This window comes from Coprobacillus sp. (genome assembly GCF_984815275.1).
This window is the reverse complement of the sequence record NZ_CFJNYH010000003.1, coordinates 20,407-39,349: the sequence shown is the minus strand read 5'-3', so window position 1 is coordinate 39,349 and position 18,943 is coordinate 20,407. Positions and strand designations below refer to the sequence as shown.

Here is an 18,943-nt window from a genome sequence, read left to right as displayed (position 1 = left end):
AACTATCTGGTTATATTTTCACTCTTTTTTTCATATTATAAAGATTTTCATCTGCTTGACGATATAATCTTTTAAATGAGTTATTGATATCATCTGAGCAGGCAATTCCAATTGAACATGATAATGTATGCTTTTCTTGATTCACCACATACGTGAGATGAATAGAATCATTAATACGTTTAGCCATATTAATAATTTCTTGACGATCTTTGAAATCATCAATAACAACAATAAATTCATCTCCACCCATTCTTCCAACAACACCTCTATTATTGACAACTTGTAATAAGACATCAGCAATATTTCGTAAAGTATCATCACCATAAGTATGTCCAAATGTATCATTGATAAGTTTGAATTCATTAACATCAATCATCATTACAGCAATTGGTTTCTGCTTAATAATAGATTCAACATATTTTTGAATTGCATTTCTAGTATAAACACCTGTCAGGTCATCATGTTTAACATTGAATTCAAGTGATAATTCATAACGTTTTCTTTCATCAATATCTCGTGTTGTTATAAAAGCACATATATCAGTAGAATCTATTGGTGTGTATAAATTAATATCGATTTCATACCAACGTTTCTCCTCAGTTCCTAATTCATATTCTCTTGATAAAAGAGTTTTTCCTTCTTTAAAAAGATGCATCAACTGTTTTCTAGAAAATTCATGTAAGAATTTTTGATGATCATTTGGAGAAACAACCTTTTCTGTAATATATTCCAGAAAGTGGGTATATGTAAATTCATTAACATCCTCTAATAGGTTTCTATGATCATTATAGACAATGCTATTTTCACTCAGATTAATATCATAATACAATCTAGACCCATACATGATTGCTTCATAATATTGTTCTTGTTGTATGCGGATTTTATTTGCATAAACTTCATTAACATCTTCACCAAATCCAATCGCATGGTCTGGTTGCCCATATTCATCAAAAAGAACATGATAAGTAATATGCATCCATTTATAAACACCATCTTTATGCAATGCTTTAAATAAATAATCACAATCTTCACCTTGAGATATTTTTCTATAAAAATCTAGATATCCTTGATGATAATCAGGATGAATATAATTATTTTCAACAAAATATTCAGGAACATTTTCAATTAGTTCAGGTGTCCCTGTATCCTCTTGAACTGCTTTAGAACGATATAATTGCTTTGTCTTTATATTATAATCCCATAAGCGTCTATGTGTCTGTTCAAATGCTAACTTATACTTCATCTCTGATAATCTTGTTTCCTGTTGATGATGAATTTGAGCAGAACGATCATCAATAATAACCAAAACAACATGTTTACCTTCTAAGGATTGCTCAAGATGCTTTGTCCTCATTTCCAGACTCAATATATGTCCATCTCTATGAGTTCCTCTATATAGACAAGTACGAATTTCCTTTGTATGGATAGAATCTAACAAAGCATCAATGACTTTTTGTCTATCTTCTGCAACAAGCAATTCCATGACATCCAAATCAGGAATATGTAAGTCATCGTCATATCCATATAACTGATAAAACGCCTTATTTGCATAAATAAGAGTTTGCATATCTGGAGTGACCTCTAACATCAGAATGGAACTATACATATTCTCTACAACCGCATTATATAATGCGTTTTTTTCTTGCAATTGAATTGAAAAGAAATAGGAGTCCATATAACTATTTATATATTTACCAATTTCTATAAGCACATTTCTTTCACTTTCGGTTAAGTTTCTTTTCTCATGACAAACCAAAACAGTCTCACCAACATATTCTCCCTGTCTTAAAATAGGAAGACAAACAATTGTATAAGAGCCATTCAAAAAATATTCTTTGAGTGCAGAACATTCTTGATTTTGTTCAATTTCATCTTTTTGTAAAATAATAATACCACCATTTTGTTGATAACAACTCATTAACTGCTGCTGTTGTTGAGTAGTCAATGGGTGATAGGTTGGTGTCTCTAATTGATAATCATGCTGGTAATGCATATATAAATGTGTTGGTTGTTCATAGCGTATTGTTGAATAAATCCTATCAAAGAACATTTCTTGTCCGATATGTTGCCAAACTTCATTAATACTTATTTGTGGCTTGTCATGTGTATCCATATGCGATAAAGCAAACAAAGAAACTTCATTTAACTTATATTCTGATATATTACGCATAACCCCTACTGCAATAATGGGTTGGTTATAATCATTATAAATAGTATGGGTAATAACACTATACCATTGATAACTTTCATCTGAAAAATATGGTTTTGCTCGAATACTTTCTTTTGTATCACTGTGACCTGAAAGTATATACATGACTTTCTCAACATCATCAGGATGAATATGGTATCCATCTTGTATACGCTGTAGATAATTAGGAACTTCTATCTTGCTTAGTTCACCGGTTTGTGGTGAAAGCCGTGAATCATAGTATCTCATGCTTCCTGTAATAAAATCAAATTCAAAAATTTGGGCATCTAACCTTAAAATTGCACTTCTATACCACTCTATATCATCAACTTTGTGAATATTATTTAAGACATCATCAATATTAATTAATCTTTCAATTTCATCTTTTGTATCACCTTTAGCTATAGATTGATCTTCATAAATCTCAAACATCATTTGTCGTGTGACAGGACGACTGTAATAATATCCTTGTGCTCTTAAACATCCTATTGAACGCAGGAAATCTATTTGTTCTTTTGTTTCAACACCTTCAGCAATAACGGATAAACTTAATTTTCTAGACATAATTAAAACAGATTCCAGTATTTTTTCACTTTTCCCTGATGTTTGAAGGTCTTGTAAAAAATTTAAATCTATTTTAAGAACATCTACAGGGACTTCTTTTAACATATTCAAAGAAGAGTATCCACTTCCAAAATCATCCATCAGAATGCTAAATCCTTGCTTTCTTAACTTATCTACAACTTCAATCAACTGTTCTGGATTATTTGTATAAGCTGTCTCAGTAATTTCAAGTCTTAAAAGTTCAATAGGGACATTATACTTATCTAATAAATAGAGAAGTTTTTCCTTAATGTTCAAATACAATTCAATTCTTGATACATTAACAGAAATCGGCATAACATAATAACCTTTATCTAATAATCGACGTAAATCCTGACAGACCTGTTCCCATATACAAAAATCTACTTGAGATATAAATCCGTTAGATTCAAATAAAGGTATAAATTGATTAGGTGGTATAATACCTTTTTGTGGATGAATCCATCTGACTAATGCTTCAAAGCCAATAATACTACCTGTTTCTATATTATACTTAGGTTGATAATAAGGCACAAACTCATGGTTGACCAAAGCATTCTCCATTTCATTAATAATCGTCTGTTCATCCATAATGTTTTGTCTTAAAACATCCTGATATATTTTATATGTTGTTTCATAATTTCCCTTGATGCTTTTTGAGGTCATAAGTGCACGATCACACATAACACTAGCGGATAAATGACAATCTGTAATTGGATATATTCCAAAGCTCAAAACAATTTTAACGTTAACTGACACTGATTCTAATTGCCTTGAAACAGCGGTTGTAAGTTCTTCATATGACATTGAACCTCTTTCCATCAAAATAACAAAAACATCATTATGCAAACGCCCTATAATCCAGTGATATTGCATACATATATCAGAATACACTTTTGCTATATACTGTAATAGGCGATCTCCTCCAGCCGTCCCATATAAATCATTAATTAACTTAAAGCGATCGATATCAAAGCATATCAAATCATATTTTTTATCAGGATTTTCCTGTAAAATATATTCAACCTCACTTAAAAAGTATTCTTTATTATAAACATTTGTTAGAATATCTTTTTCAAAATAATCACGATAAATATTATGAGCATAAATGTGATAAACGCTTTTGACTCTGTTCACTATTTTCTCTATTTGATAAGGTTTTTTGATATAATCAGTTCCACCTAATTGAAAGCATTTAGATTCTAAGTTTGCATCTGCCTTGCCTAATACAAAAACAGGTAAAGTTGCTAAACGAGGGTATTTTTTTACATAATGGGCAATCTCAAAAGTTTCATCAAAATCGTCTATATCCACAATCATAAAAGATAATGATAATGTTGTTTTTAATATCTCTTTAGCTTTCTTAATCTGGTCACAATAAAGAACTAAGAAATCATCTGTTAAAGCATCACCTAACTCTTTTAATAATTCCTTGTTTTTTCCTGCTATCAATAGATGACTCTTCCCCATTCAGCTTTTCCCTCCTTCATTATACGAGTATCATCATTATAGCATAAATACAGATAATAATTCTCTGTGATAAGCATTTTTTCAAACTTTTTACCATTATTTTCCTATTATATAAAAAAATGGTTCTTAAACTTTGTAAGAACCATGTCAAAAAACGATGAATATTATCTATATTTGACTATTATACAATAGTCAAATATGTCGCATCTTTTATAGGATTATCTGTTGCTTTTCTTATCAATCTATGGATGTATCTCAAGAACTCCTGATAACACTCTATCATAATCTTACCATCACTTAAATAAGTAATACCTTCTATGTATAACTTTAAATCTGAATCCAAATATGTTTCTCGAGTATAATCTTGATCATTATAATAGATATACTCTAAGACATAATCTTTAAACATTTGTAATATTTGATGAGCATCTTTATTTTTTAGTTTTTCTATTTCCTCTCTTATTTCTTTTCCACATTCCAAATCATAAGACTGTTCATACAAAAAATCATATAAATAACTCTCTATAACCTTATCTTTTAATGCCAGTCCAACAACTTGACTATTTTCAGCAATATTATATAAATCTAAATTAAACTGACCTGCTAGTTTATCAAGAATTTCATCTGTTGAGAATATTCTTTCCCGATATCCACCTCTTCTTTTTTCAACAATGATTTTTGTTGCAATTCCAACATAAATATAGCATCCCATATAAATACCTCCTTTATAAACAAAAAAGTAAGAATTGGCCCCCTAATCCTTACCTCACTAACATTTTATAGACACTGGTTTATTCCAGTCATGCCAATTTTTACACCTTGTAACGTCCATATCATGCTCAAAGTCATCATCTGGTTTTATTATAACAAACAGTATGTATATTTGCAATAAGAAACAGATAACTTATAATGAAAAATGTATCTATATATTTTCTCTTGTCAACCAGCCATATAAAATAAGATAAGATGGTTATTTCAAAGAGATATGGGAGTTTCTTGAAAACATATTAGAAAGTTAGTATACTAAAATTAACGAGATAAAGGAGAATACTATTTATGAAATTAATTATTGAAGAAAATGAACAGAAAATGAGTGAAAGTGCTATGTTTATTTTACTCGGTGCCATGATGCAAGATAAACGAGTGAATATCTTTTTAACATCTGGACGCTCACCAAAAATATTATATGAAATGATGATTCCTCATGTTAAAGATCAAGAAAAGTTTAAAGATATACAGTATTATCTCTTTGATGAAAATCCATATATAGATGAAGAACATGGTCCAAATTGGAATGAAATGCAGGATTTGTTTTTTAAAGAAGCACACATTCCTAATGAACGTATTCATATTATGAACCAAGATAATTGGCAAGATTTTGATAATGATATTCGTCATGCTGGAGGGATAGATGTTATGATTATAGGATTAGGTTATGATGGCCACTTCTGTGGGAATTGTCCTCGTTGTACACCTTTTGACAGTTATACATATTGCATTGATTTCAAAGAAAAACAAGCTGTTAATCCGTCATATAAAGACCGTCCTCGTCAGCCATTTACCCTAACAATGGGACCAAAAAGTTTAATGCGTGTTCACCACTTGATTATGATTGTTAATGGAAAAGAAAAAGCAGAGATTTTTAAAAGATTCTTAGATGAACCTATTCATCAAGATCTTCCTGCTACTATCTTAAAATTACATCCAAACTTTACAGTAATTTGTGATCAAGAAGCAGCGAGCCTCATTAATCCAGAAAACTATAAAAGAATATAATATATTAACCACTTATATTGAGTTTATAGGTGGTTTTTTTATCTTCAAAAAAGAAGGCTATGAAAGCCTTCAGATTTAAGCATTTTTAATAACAAAATGAATAAGTTGTGTTGCTGAATCACGTTGTAATGGATAAACTCTACCATGATAAATATAAAAGATGAGCATTGACCAATAAACCTCATATCCACCCTGATCAAATTCTTCCTCTGTAGGGAAATAACCTAGACAACCATTTGTATAACCATTAAAGTAAAAATATTCGTTATGAAGTTTTTGCATACATTCTAAAGCGAACTCGCACATCACTTCATTAGCAACTCCGCTTAAACATCCTTCATTTAGATAGAAATATTGAACTTCTATCATTTCAGATTGGTAATGAATATGAGCATTATTAAGCCTTTGCACTTCTTCTAGCCAATATCGACCATCAATACCAGCATATTGTTGAGCCTCTTGTGCAACACTTTGAGCCTCCTTCAATGAGGGTACATCAGAATGCAGAAGTATACTACGCGTATACATCCCAATTTGCTGTATCGGCTGCACTGATATTTGAGCAATCATTGGCTTAACACAAGTTAATATCTCATTAGCCATATCTTGCAATGCAGTTTCAGAACGAATAAATCTATCATCACAAGCATCAGGTGGATTGAGTTGTGAACAGAAATATCGTGGTGCAACATTCCCAGCAGCACCCTGTATCAACACAACTGGACATTTATACTTTTGACTTAATGTTTCTCTTACTGCTCCAAAATAGTCTGATGATATAAAATAATTATCTGCTTTCAATACATTGGCATGTGCTGTCACTCTTAATAAAATAAGTTTATTATGGTGTTTCTCTGTATCTTGTACTTTGAATATACCAATACGTCGATCCAAAAAATTTGAATCCTTACGTCTATTCAAACCAATATCACTATAAGCGTTAGCCCACCCACCATAGACAGGAGTCCATTCAGTCTGTGCCTGATGGATAGCTTGACAAATTTGATAATGAACATCCAACGACCACTCTTCTTCAAGACTATCATTAGGTCCTCCATGTGTATGTGAAAAACAAAGCATAATTTTTTCTTCTGCAAAACCAAATCGATGACTTATTTTCTTTCTTAAAACACTGATATTATGCTTAGAAAATCCAATATGGTCTATTGTTATAAGGCAACATACATCTTCCTGATAATTCCAAAGCATAACCTGTGCATAAAGATGACTCTGAATTCCTTTTGAAGTTTCATCTAATCGACCAAATCCAACCATTTCAACTGGATGGTTTGGTGTGATATCAACTTCTGCATAACCTAATAAAACTGTTTCTATCTGTTTATTTATTTTCATATTACTTGTCTCCTTATTGTTTCATTTTCCTGGATGCAAAGTTAATATGATAGATTTCTACTCCATGCATTCTATTCCTTATTAACTCTGCATGGAGTCAATACAATAGCAAGTCTCATAACATCATCTCCTTATATCATTTCAGTTATTTATATTTTAAAACAAATCATTCCATTTTACAAATCACAATTATACAAAAAGAAGAGTGCCCTCTTCTTTACAAACATTCACCATGACTTTGAATAACTTTTTGATACCAATAGAATGAATCTTTTCTAATTCTTTTTAAACTTCCTTTTCCCTCATCATCCATATCAACATACACCATACCATATCTCTTTTTCATTTCACCTGTTCCAGCTGAAACCAGATCAATACAGCCCCAAGGCGTATAACCCATGAGATCAACGCCATCTTCTTCAACCGCCTTTTTCATTTCTCTTATATGATCACGCATATAATGAATGCGATATTCATCATGAATACATCCATCTTCATCTATTGTATCTTGAGCTCCAAGCCCATTTTCAACAATAAACAATGGTTTTTGATAGCGATCCCATAATATATTTAATGAAATACGAAGTCCAATGGGATCAATAGGCCATTTCCATTCACTCTCTTTAAGATAAGGATTCTGTGCCATATTGACACCATTTCCTAGTGACATTCCAGCATCTTCTCTCGTTGTCACAACACCAGAATTATAATAACTAAATCCAATATAATCAACACAGCCATCTTTTAAAATCTGATCATCTTGTGACTCCTTAATAATCTCAATATTTTCTTTTTCCCATTGTTTAAGAATATATGATGGATAATAGCCTCGACATTGGACATCTGAAAAGAAATATTTCAAGCGACGTGAAACATTTAATTCCAAAGCGATATCAGCGGGATTACAAGTTTCAGGATATGTTAATATATTCGCTAACATCATGCCAATTTGGTTATCAGAATCAATTTGATGACCTAATTGAACAGCTTTTGCACTGGCAATAAAAAGATGATGAAGAGCCTGATAATATTTTTGTGTATTCATTTCATGGATTCCTAATGTTGCATATCCACGGAGTAAATTGATTTCATTAAATGTCATCCAATATTTAACCTTGCCTTTATAACGTTCAAAAACTGTTTGACAATATCTCAAAAAACAATCAACTGTATTTCTAGATAACCATCCATCTTGATGTTGTGCCAAATATACAGGCATATCAAAATGATTAAGAGTCACAACTGGTTGTATTCCATACTTTAAACATTCATTAAAGACATCATCATAGAATTTTAATCCCTCTTCATTTGGTATGAATTCATTCCCATTAGGAAAAATTCTTGTCCAAGATATTGACATTCTATAACATTTGAATCCCATTTCTGCCATGAGTGCGATGTCTTGTTGATAATGGTGATAAAAATCAACTGCCTTATGACTAGGATAATACATATTCGGATCCAATGCTGCCTGATACTGATGAGAAATCAATTCACTTTCATGCAAATAAATAATCTCATTATTTTCATTAAGAAAACTATGTTTTCTCTTACACGTTAAAGAGCCATTTGTTTTTGTATCAGAAGTGGCCAATCCTCTACCACCTTCTTGATAACCACCTTCAAATTGATTGGCAGCAGTTGCACCACCCCATAAAAAATCTTTTTTTAACATATTTCTACCTCTTTTCTAAAATTTATTTTCTTTTTCTATCTTTTCATTATAAAATAATAATGAAAGGATGATTTCTATGATACAAACAAAACATGAACTTATTCAATTACTCAATCCTATCTATAACCATTTTCAATTACCCATCTTTTTATTATCAAAAGAACTTTTGATTATAGAATCTCCTCATTCATTCCTAAAATTAGAAGAGCATTATTTTCAGGATATGATTCAAGAAAATCATATTAATGACTATCAAACATATATGCATTTTTATCATGATGCATCATTTCTTTTCTTTCCTTATTCTTTAGAAAACATATCATATATTTGTATTGGACCAATCTTTAATAAGAAGCTTACACCTCAAGACAAACCATCAGAATATCCATTTTTAAATCATGTGATTTCCCAATATACTATTGATGATTTTTTTAGCTTACCTTATGTTCATTATAAAACTGTTGATTTCCTGCTTTTTGTTTATCAGATCATTACTGGTGAAATATTAGATGCTAATGTGCTTAAAAAGAATTATAAAAAATCAAGTTCATTACCTTTAAAACAAGAGGAATCTATGCAAAATGAAATCTTTGTGATTAGAGAAAATCCTTTACATGATTTTAGTTATTCTTATGAAAAGAAGATTATGAATTCTATTCAGCAGGAGAATAGTACACAAGCTCGTATTTTAATGAATGAATTAATGCAAATGAAAGATGGACGTGAACTAGCACCTAATCATCTTGTCTCTATGAAATATAAATTAGTTGCAGCTGTGACTTTGTTTACTCGCTGTGTTATTGATGTTGGTGTTCCAATTGCTAAAGCATATACATTAAGTGATGTTTATATTAATAAACTAGATCAATGTCGTACTGGTCAGGAACTCCATAAGATGATAAGTGATGCTATTGTTGATTTTACAAACTTAGTCAAACGATATAAACATATTCAAAATCCTTATTGGGTGAAGTCTTGTAAAAATTATATTTCTCAACATCTTCATGAAAATATGACATTAAATGATTTAAGTCAATTAACAGGCATGAATCCAAGTTATCTCTCAACACAGTTTAAAAAAGTGACTGGTCAATCTATTAAACAATATATCAATGAAAAGAAAGTTCAAGAAGCACAGTTTTTAATTAAAAATTCTTCTTATACATTAGCTGAAATTTCTGATATTTTACAGTTTTCAAGTCAAAGTCATTTCAATAAAGTTTTTAAGGAGCGAACAGGCAAAACTCCTACTCAATATAAAAATACTTAAACGATGAAAGATTAAACTTTCATCGTTGTTTTCTTATAGTGATAATATGCACCTAACATATTTGCATCATTACAATATTGACATTTGACAATTTCAGCATGAGGAAAAGCAATAGGGAATCTTTGATAAAATTCATCTGAAGCTCTTTGTAAGCCTGCAATGAATAAAGGATTTTCACTAATGCCACCACCAATGCAAATACGCTCAGGATCTAATAGACATTGGATATTATGAAGTTCTAAAACAACTTCATCACAATAATCTTTAAAGATCTGTTGACTCATCTTGTCACCTGCTCCAATCCAGTTAAACACTTCTTTTCCATCATGGGTTTCACTGTTTTTTGCTTTTGCGATTTTGTCAACTAAATTATAAATACTACCAATCGCTCCAAATAAACCTTTGGACTGATATTGTTTAGGATCTTTAGAATAAATCACACTGACTTCTCCAGCAATCAAATGATGACCTTTATAGATTTCACCATTAAGGATAATCCCACCACCAACACCTGTTCCAAATGTTAAAACCAAACCTTGCTGAATGCCTTGCATATGTCCACACTCTAATTCTGCAATAGCAGCACATCTGGCATCATTTTCTACTGTAATAGGTAATTGAAAATAATCCTCCCACTCATGAATATCAGTATGATTATTATAAGTCAAACTACCACCAGCATGAATATACTTTCTTTCAACATCAATAACGCCAGGTAAGGAGAAGGCAATGCCTTCTACCTCCCCCATTTCCTGAAGAACACTTTTTATGGTCTCTAAGAAATGTTTTTGTGTATCACATGGTGTAGATACTTTATCTTGGGAAGTCATCACATCATCAATCATCAATGCATGCTTAATAAAAGTACCACCTACATCAAAGACAGCTATTCTCATAAATCCTCACCTTGACTTGCAATAACTTGTTTATACCAGTCAAAAGATTTCTTTTTGCTTCTTTTTAATGTACCATTTCCTAAATCGTCTCTATCAACATAAATAAAACCATAGCGTTTACTCATTTCACCAGTTCCAGCTGAAACCAAATCAATTAATCATCGTGATGTTATTAATGATGTTTATGCTATGGAAGAATGTGTATGTTTAGGTATATCAATATCACTTTATCAAGATTTCATCTTAAATGATTTCATCTTTATGCGTTATTTAGCTGAAACTATTGCACATAAACTTTATAATTCTAATCAAAATTCTTCAATATCTATAAACTATCCAGTTGAAAATAGGTTAGCATCATATCTCGTCAGTTGTGAACATGATATGATTATTGAGGAAAACTTTGTGCAAGTTGCAGAAATGATAGGATGCAGTTATCGACAATTACAAAGAACTCTTAATGACTTTATACAAATAGGTTATATAACGAAAATAAAAAGAGGACAATTTCGTATTATAGATTTACATAAACTTCAAGGACTTAGTCAGGATTTATATTTTATTTAAAAGGCACAATTGTGTCTTTAGTCATTAAGTCTCCATTGATGTTTCTTTAGATCAACACAACCATTGGATTTCAATGTAACACCTTCATCCATCAGTAAATCTTTTTGTTCTAACCAATAAGGGGCACATCTGCCACTACTATTGACAACACGATGACAAGGATATTTCCCATAATATCCTGATAGACTTAAAACCTTTCCAACCAGACGAGCATTTTTATCATAGCCTGATAATTTGGCAATTTGACCATAAGTTGCAACATATCCTTCAGGTATTTCTTCAACAATTGATAAAATTTGAAAGATAAATTCTTCATTTAATTTTTCTGACATGTTAAATGACCACCTTTACTATAATGCTGTTCCATCACCAGGAACAAAGAAATGATGCATATCTACTCCTTCTAATTCTAGGAGTTTTATTTTTTTATCAATGCCACCTGCATAGCCAGTTAAACTTCCATTGGTCCCAACGACACGGTGACAAGGAATAATAATAGAAATAGGATTGTGTCCGACAGCTCCGCCTATGGCTTGTGCAGACATTGTTTGTTTATGATGACGTTCTGCTATTTTCTTTGCAATCTGTCCATATGTAATAACTTGTCCATATGGGATTTGACATAATATCTGCCAGACCTCTTGTCTAAATGGTGTCCCTCTAGGTGCTAATGGCAACTCTTTTATAGAAGGTTTTCTTCTATCGAAATAATCATCTAGCCATAGCTGTGTTTGAATAAAAACTTCTAAATCAGGCTTATCAATCGTTTCTTCTTTGATAGTTGCTAAAAAATATTTTTGATTTTCTAACCATAAACCAATCAAAGAATATCCATCACTTGCTAGTAAAATTTCTCCAATAGGAGATTTATAATGTGCTGTATATATCATTTCATACTTCCTCCGTCTTTAGCTTTTTATAAAACTTACACTTCCTTTTGCTCTATAACCTTTAACAGTTACCTTATAGTCTCCATCTTCTTTAATTAAAATTTGAAATGATTGAGAAGAAGATATTTCGTTATCTTCATATATAGGAGTCTCATCATTCTTTTGAAAGATGATAGAAAGTTTACCAGCATCACTAACTATTTGTACATCCACAATATCATTTTCTTGTAATGTCAATAATTGAGAATCCTCAGTATTCATAATACTATATTCCATAATCAATTGATCTTGATTACCAGTACGACTACCATTAAAACTCGGCTGAATACACCCATTTAATAATAAGATACAAAGTAATGAACTTAAACAACAGATTTTCTTCATTCTTATCTTTCCTTTCTTTCTTATTATAATACACCTCAATGAAACCGACAACCGAATTCATGTAAAGAAAAATTCATAATAGAAAAAACTTATTTGAATAATATCAAACAAGTTTTATAATCTCTATTCTATTCAGTACGTAATGCCGTTACAGGATCTTCTAAAGCAGCCTTTTTCGCTGGTATTAATCCACCTATAAGTGTTAGAATGACACTTAAGACAATCAGAATAATAGCTCCAGCAATTGGTAAAGAAGCACTCACACTGACATTACCAGCAATTTCATGAATCAGCATATTACTTGGTATTAACAACAATAAAGTAATCACAATCCCTAGAACGCCAGATAATAATCCAATGATAAATGTTTCAGCATTAAAGACTTGTGAGATGTTTTTCTTTGATGCTCCGATTGCACGCAATATACCAATTTCTTTTTTACGTTCAAGAACACTGATATAAGTAATAACACCTATCATAATAGAAGATACAACAAGTGAAATAGCAACAAAGGCAATTAAAACATAACTAATGACATTAATAATATCTGTAACAGAAGACATAAGTGTTCCAACATAATCTGTATAAGAAATAACTTTATCTTCATCGACTTTCTTCATATCTTCATTATACTGATCTAATGCATCAATGACTTTTTGTTTACTTTCAAAATCCTTTGGATAAATATTGATTCCACTTGGTTTATTAAAATCTGCATATCCAAGATTCTTAAGATTTCCATCATAAGATGAAACCTCAGTTGTCATTAATGACATCATTAATTCTGAAAGTTCTTCTTCATTCATATTCATTTTTATAGCCTTAGCAAAGACACTTGCATCAATATTTATTGCATCCTGCATATTCTTAGCAAGATTTCCCATTTGTTTATTCATTTGAATACTTATCTGTTGTTGTAATGATTTTGTCAAAGTGGCAGTATATTGGATCATAATTGTTTGCATCTGTTTTTCAAGCTGAGTCTGAAATTGTTGTGTTAATCCACTTTCTTGGAAAATCTTAACCATTTCACCTTGTAATAATGATTGAGCTTGTTCAGTTTGCAAATACGCCATAAAATATTCATTCATTTTTGTTGGATCAATGAGTCCATTCTCTTTTGCATATTGTTGAAACTGCACCATAAGAGTTTGACTTAAACTTTCTAATTGTTCTTGAGAAATGTTAATCTTCATATCTTTAAAAATACTATTCACGTCTATTGCAGGTAATGAAGATGTATCAATCTTTATTTGGCTTAAATCCAAATCATCCATATTCATAGATAATTTACTTTGATCAAAAGTAAATGCTTTCTTTAACATATTGGCATCTACTGTAAATAAAGAATTCATATCTAGCTTATTGTTTTCTTTACTGCTAAAATCTTTACCAGTAAAAACATCAACATGAGGATTGGACAATTGTTTTTTGACAATATCACTTGATTTTGCCTGTTCAATAACATGTGTTGTCAGTGCTGCAGGATATCCTATTCCTGTTTGAAGCATAGTTGCAGAGGCCGATTCAGTTGGTTGAACAACTCCAACAATTTTTATATCTTCTCCATTTTCAACTAAGTTTTTCATATACTTTTGATCTTCAGTTTTATCTTTATAAACATTATATTTTTGATCATATTGATAATAATCAGTTGCATTCACAAGTTTAAATTGAACTCCCAGTATATCATTATAAGAATAAGACTGTGCATTATCCGGTACTGTTACGTCTTCTTCCTTTGAAAACTGTTGAATCATTTTATCTAATTCCTCAAAGTCACGTAATCCTAAAGTATATAACATAAAATCGTTTATATTTCCGTTTTTTGATAAAACCAAAACACATTCATTATACGCTTTTGGCCATCTTCCTGCTTTTATATCGTATTGATCTTCATAAAGATTACTGTTACCTGGCATTTGATAAAAAGTATCAGTACTCATCATAGAAGACATTAAACTATTTGAGCTTGTTGATGAACCAAGACCTAAAGAGGTGAATGATTTATCAGGGTGTACCTGTCTCACTTTTTTTGTATCACTACTATATATTTGTGGAGAGACATTATAACTATATTCTATAGAATTTGTGTTTTTCTCAATATCACTTTTTCCACTATCAAGATATTCTTTTAATGATGTTAAATCGTTTGACCCAATCTTTGAGAACATATTGGTAATCATTTGTGAAACATATATCTTGTTTTCATCTTTGTCTTTATTTTGTTTAGGATGACCATCTGTCATCATTGAAGTAATATCAAAACCTGAACTTTGTATCTGTAAGGGATATTCTGATAATGTTTCTTCTTCAATAGACTGAATATATTGATTGACTCCATTAGATAAAGAAAGTATCAATGCAATACCAATAATCCCAATTGAGCCAGCAAAAGAAGTTAAAATTGTTCGTGCTTTTTTTGTACGAAGATTGTTAAAGCTAAGCAATAATGAAGTCAAAAAAGACATTGAAGATTTTCCCATATTCTCATGTCTAGGCTTCTCTAAATCATGTTCACTTACTTCATAAGGATCAGTATCACTACGCATTGTTCCATCACATAACTCTACAATACGGGTTGCATAAGTTTCAGCCAATTCAGGATTATGCGTTACCATAACGACCAAACGATCTTTTGCAACTTCCTTAAGTAACTCGATAACTTGAACACTAGTATCACTATCTAATGCTCCTGTAGGTTCATCAGCGAGTAAAATATCAGGATCATTCACTAGAGCACGAGCAATTGCTACACGCTGCATCTGTCCACCAGACATCTGATTAGGCTTCTTATGACCCTGATTTCCTAACCCAACTTGTTCAAGAGCTTTTTCAGCTCTTTGTTTTCTTTCTGTCTTAGAAATACCTGATATAGTTAAAGCCAATTCAACATTAGCCAAAACAGTTTGATGCGGGATTAAATTATAACTCTGAAAAACAAATCCTATCGTATGATTACGATAAGAATCCCAATCACGATCTCTATATCTCTTTGTTGAAATACCATTAATAACCAAATCTCCCTGATCATATCGATCAAGCCCACCAATTATATTCAAAAGTGTTGTCTTACCTGATCCACTTGGACCTAGGATTGCTACAAACTCATTATCTCGTAAGTTTAAACTTACACCATCAAGAGCTTTTTGAACAAGACTGCCAGTTTTATATTCCTTGTGTATATTTTTTATTTGAAGCATTTGTTTGCCTCCTTTTCTTTCTATTATATATATTAAACGCTTATTTTTTGAATACAAGATGAACATATTTATTTTATGATTTTATTCTCTCAATATTCTTCATTATTTTTGTTTTACTCTTAAAAAATCTCTTTCCAAAAGATATTATTCCTCAAAGGTTTCAGAAAACATTAGGAAAGTTAGTTGTTTTTAGCAATTCATCAACAACCACAAGGATTTAAATACTGAGTACATCATGCTGTCTTAAGATATCGTTTTTATTAATTCTATCAGATTATATTATCTAGCTATATATCTTATTATTAATAAACGCTATATCATTTTTTATTTTACAATCATAGATATGCGATTTCTTTAACATAGTCAACTCTTCTCATAAATAAAAGAAAAAGTATAAATATTATATATTTCAAAAGATATACTTATTAAAAAATACTCATTCAAACATCATTATAATATCCTTTCTCACTCCATTCTAAATAAATTATTTCAATTATACTATCAAAATATTTTCACCTCCTCCTAATAATCATTTAAAGAATTAGTCTATTACAAAAATAAAAGAATGAAACCATGAATACATTTATCATGTATCACTATTTCATTCCATTTATAAAACACTACATTATGTAAAAACTAGAGAAGAATTTTATATAGAGTTTGCTTTTATATTGTGATTGGAGTTTATGGCAATAAAAAGCCTCTTTAAATTGTTTGTGTAGAATATTTTTAAATATTTCATAATGTAGTTGCCAAGAAACATATTATGTATGAAATTATATTATGTTTCATTTGCAATTTTATATTAATAAAATCAGAATAATAAGTCAATATTTCTTCATGAAATATTGATATTCAAAACAGATTGCACATATGTGCAAAAATAGAGATCATTATGATCTCTATTGATATGATTTGCCTAATTCATCAGCGCCAAGAATCGCTGCATAAACATCCTCTGGTGTCACATCAAATGGCATATTCCCAATTGTATCACCAGGAGCACAGACTAACTTAGCGACTGCCATAATTTCTTCTGGTTTCACTTCAGTAATTTTTAAGTCAGCAAGTGTTGTTGGTAATCCAACTTCATGACATAACTTTAGGACTTCTTCAATTTCTTGTCTTGGAGCATTTTCTAATACCAATTGAACCAATGTTCCAAATGCAACTTTTTCACCATGATATAACTGATGTGTTGCTGCAATAGCGGTCAAACCATTGTGCACTGCATGAGCGCCAGCCAAACCACCAGATTCAAATCCTATTCCACTTAAATAGGTGTTGGCTTCAATAATATTTTCAACAGCCTTTGTACAGACTTTGGCTTGTACTGCTAAAGTTGCGGCTTTCCCATCTTCTAATAATGTTTCATAACACAAACGAGCAAGTGACATGGCAGCCTTTGTACATTTTCCACCTAAACAGTTATCTGCTTCACTTTGATAACAGGCTCTCGCTTCAAAATATGTTGCCATCGCATCACCAATTCCAGCAATTAATAATCTAGCTGGAGCTTTAGAAACAACTTCTGTGTCAACCAAGACTATATTTGGACTTGTTGGTAAGAATAAATACTTATCAAAGACTCCTTCATCACTATAAATAACAGATAAAGAAGAACATGGTGCATCTGTTGAAGCAATGGTAGGAACAATCACGACTGGTTTTTTTGTATAATGAGCAACAGCCTTAGATGTATCATGTGTTTTTCCACCACCAACACCAACAATTACATCACAACCATTCGTCTTCACAATATCAATAATACGATTGATTTCACTCATGCAGCATTCACCTTGAAAACTTTCAAAGAGAATATCCACATCCTGAGCTTTAACACTGAGTTCAATATCAGGTTTAACAATATCCTGAATATTTTTATCTACAATTACAAACAACTTTTTCCCTAAACTTGATGCATGAGCAGCAAGTTTCTTTAATTCACCCTTACCTTGAATATATCTTGTGGGACTTCCTATTATTTTTGTCATTTTCTCATTCTCCTATAAATCACAAATTCCTGTACCTTCACCATACATGGCATACCAGTCACTATTAAAATCATCTACTGCTTTTTCAATACTTGGATTCTTGAAGATTGTTTTTAAAACATCAACCGGTGCAGTAATCGCATGGGCTCCATAATTAAATGAGTCACGCACTTGTTGAACACCTTTAAAGCTGGCTGCGACAATCTTTGTTTTGTATCCATCCATGACAATACGACTTGATAATTCATTGATCAGTTCCATAGGATCACTTCCTAAATTTCCAATACGATTCACATATGGCGCAATATAATCTGCTCCAGCTGCTAATGCCATATAAGCCTGCATCAAATCATACACAGCAGTTGCTGTCACATGGATACCTTCTGCTTTTAAAAGTTTGATGGCTTTAATACCTTCATAAGAAACTGGTACCTTTACATATACCTGATCATCAATTTCTTGTAAGATACGATGAGCTTCTTTCACGATTGTTTCACAATCCTTAGAAATCACCTGCACATGTAAACTTCTTTCTTTTCCAATAATGCTTCTGATTGCTCGCATATGATCAAAGAAGTTTTCTGGACTTGTTCTTTTCACGATGGAAGGATTGCTTGTGACTCCAACAATTGGCATATGTTCGACTGCATCCTTAATTTCTTCCAAATCAACTGTATCAATAATAAATTCCATTT

Annotated in this window: 14 protein-coding genes and 1 pseudogene; 3 read left to right on the top strand and 12 right to left on the bottom strand. The window is 31.2% G+C overall.

Translation table 11 applies throughout. The features are described from left to right. Nucleotides 1–10: 10 nt before the first annotated feature. Together AC5M21_RS01995 and AC5M21_RS01990 are read right to left on the bottom strand one after the other, a co-directional pair. Complete coding sequence (locus AC5M21_RS01995; protein ID WP_008790139.1) at nucleotides 11–4,240, bottom strand: EAL domain-containing protein; 4,230 nt, start codon at nucleotides 4,238–4,240, stop codon at nucleotides 11–13. 181 nt (nucleotides 4,241–4,421) lie between these two features. Next, nucleotides 4,422–4,952 carry a hypothetical protein gene (locus AC5M21_RS01990; RefSeq protein ID WP_008790140.1) on the bottom strand — a complete coding sequence of 177 codons (531 nt, stop codon included), beginning with the start codon at nucleotides 4,950–4,952 and terminating at the stop codon, nucleotides 4,422–4,424. A gap of 344 nt (nucleotides 4,953–5,296) precedes the next feature. On the opposite strand from AC5M21_RS01990, the gene AC5M21_RS01985 reads away from it, so the two are divergent. Continuing rightward, entirely contained in the window at nucleotides 5,297–6,016 is a 720-nt protein-coding gene (locus tag AC5M21_RS01985; RefSeq protein ID WP_008790141.1) for a 6-phosphogluconolactonase, read from the top strand. 75 nt (nucleotides 6,017–6,091) lie between these two features. Here AC5M21_RS01985 and AC5M21_RS01980 read toward each other — a convergent pair whose 3' ends face one another. Together AC5M21_RS01980 and AC5M21_RS01975 are read right to left on the bottom strand one after the other, a co-directional pair. Beyond that, nucleotides 6,092–7,369: a hypothetical protein gene (locus AC5M21_RS01980; protein ID WP_008790142.1), complete on the bottom strand. Its 1,278-nt coding sequence runs from the start codon at nucleotides 7,367–7,369 to the stop codon at nucleotides 6,092–6,094. A gap of 217 nt (nucleotides 7,370–7,586) precedes the next feature. Further along, on the bottom strand, nucleotides 7,587–9,044 hold the full coding sequence (locus tag AC5M21_RS01975) for a glycoside hydrolase family 1 protein (protein ID WP_054689229.1): 1,458 nt from the start codon (nucleotides 9,042–9,044) through the stop codon (nucleotides 7,587–7,589). Nucleotides 9,045–9,120: 76 nt separating this feature from the next. Between AC5M21_RS01975 and AC5M21_RS01970 the strand changes: the two genes are divergently transcribed. After that, on the top strand, nucleotides 9,121–10,314 hold the full coding sequence (locus AC5M21_RS01970) for an AraC family transcriptional regulator (protein WP_008790144.1): 1,194 nt from the start codon (nucleotides 9,121–9,123) through the stop codon (nucleotides 10,312–10,314). Nucleotides 10,315–10,325: 11 nt separating this feature from the next. On the opposite strand, the gene AC5M21_RS01965 is transcribed toward AC5M21_RS01970, so the two are convergent. Beyond that, entirely contained in the window at nucleotides 10,326–11,210 is an 885-nt protein-coding gene (locus AC5M21_RS01965) for an ROK family protein (protein WP_008790145.1), read from the bottom strand. After that, nucleotides 11,207–11,365, bottom strand: a pseudogene (locus AC5M21_RS01960) (family 1 glycosylhydrolase); the annotation flags it as partial. The pseudogene AC5M21_RS01960 and the gene AC5M21_RS01965, both read right to left, overlap by 4 nt. 34 nt (nucleotides 11,366–11,399) lie before the next feature. Here AC5M21_RS01960 and AC5M21_RS01955 point away from each other — a divergent pair. Then, nucleotides 11,400–11,777 carry a helix-turn-helix domain-containing protein gene (locus AC5M21_RS01955; RefSeq protein WP_008790147.1) on the top strand — a complete coding sequence of 126 codons (378 nt, stop codon included), beginning with the start codon at nucleotides 11,400–11,402 and terminating at the stop codon, nucleotides 11,775–11,777. A gap of 17 nt (nucleotides 11,778–11,794) precedes the next feature. Here the strand turns inward: AC5M21_RS01955 and AC5M21_RS01950 are convergent, their stop codons facing one another. The 6 genes from AC5M21_RS01950 to AC5M21_RS01925 form a co-directional block, all read right to left on the bottom strand. Then, complete coding sequence (locus AC5M21_RS01950; protein ID WP_008790148.1) at nucleotides 11,795–12,109, bottom strand: MGMT family protein; 315 nt, start codon at nucleotides 12,107–12,109, stop codon at nucleotides 11,795–11,797. Nucleotides 12,110–12,127: 18 nt separating this feature from the next. After that, entirely contained in the window at nucleotides 12,128–12,667 is a 540-nt protein-coding gene (locus AC5M21_RS01945; protein ID WP_054689239.1) for a methylated-DNA--[protein]-cysteine S-methyltransferase, read from the bottom strand. Between the two features lie 18 nt (nucleotides 12,668–12,685). After that, nucleotides 12,686–13,051 carry a hypothetical protein gene (locus AC5M21_RS01940; protein ID WP_008790150.1) on the bottom strand — a complete coding sequence of 122 codons (366 nt, stop codon included), beginning with the start codon at nucleotides 13,049–13,051 and terminating at the stop codon, nucleotides 12,686–12,688. A 128-nt stretch (nucleotides 13,052–13,179) separates the two neighbouring features. After that, nucleotides 13,180–16,254 (bottom strand): ABC transporter ATP-binding protein/permease, encoded by a 3,075-nt coding sequence (locus tag AC5M21_RS01935; protein ID WP_302280498.1) that lies wholly within the window; start codon nucleotides 16,252–16,254, stop codon nucleotides 13,180–13,182. Between the two features lie 902 nt (nucleotides 16,255–17,156). Continuing rightward, nucleotides 17,157–18,248 (bottom strand): glycerol dehydrogenase, encoded by a 1,092-nt coding sequence (locus AC5M21_RS01930; protein WP_008790152.1) that lies wholly within the window; start codon nucleotides 18,246–18,248, stop codon nucleotides 17,157–17,159. Between the two features lie 12 nt (nucleotides 18,249–18,260). Then, the gene (locus tag AC5M21_RS01925; RefSeq protein ID WP_008790153.1) at nucleotides 18,261–18,941 is read right to left on the bottom strand and encodes a fructose-6-phosphate aldolase; all 681 of its coding nucleotides are present in this window, start codon (nucleotides 18,939–18,941) and stop codon (nucleotides 18,261–18,263) included. Between the last annotated feature and the right edge of the window lie 2 nt (nucleotides 18,942–18,943).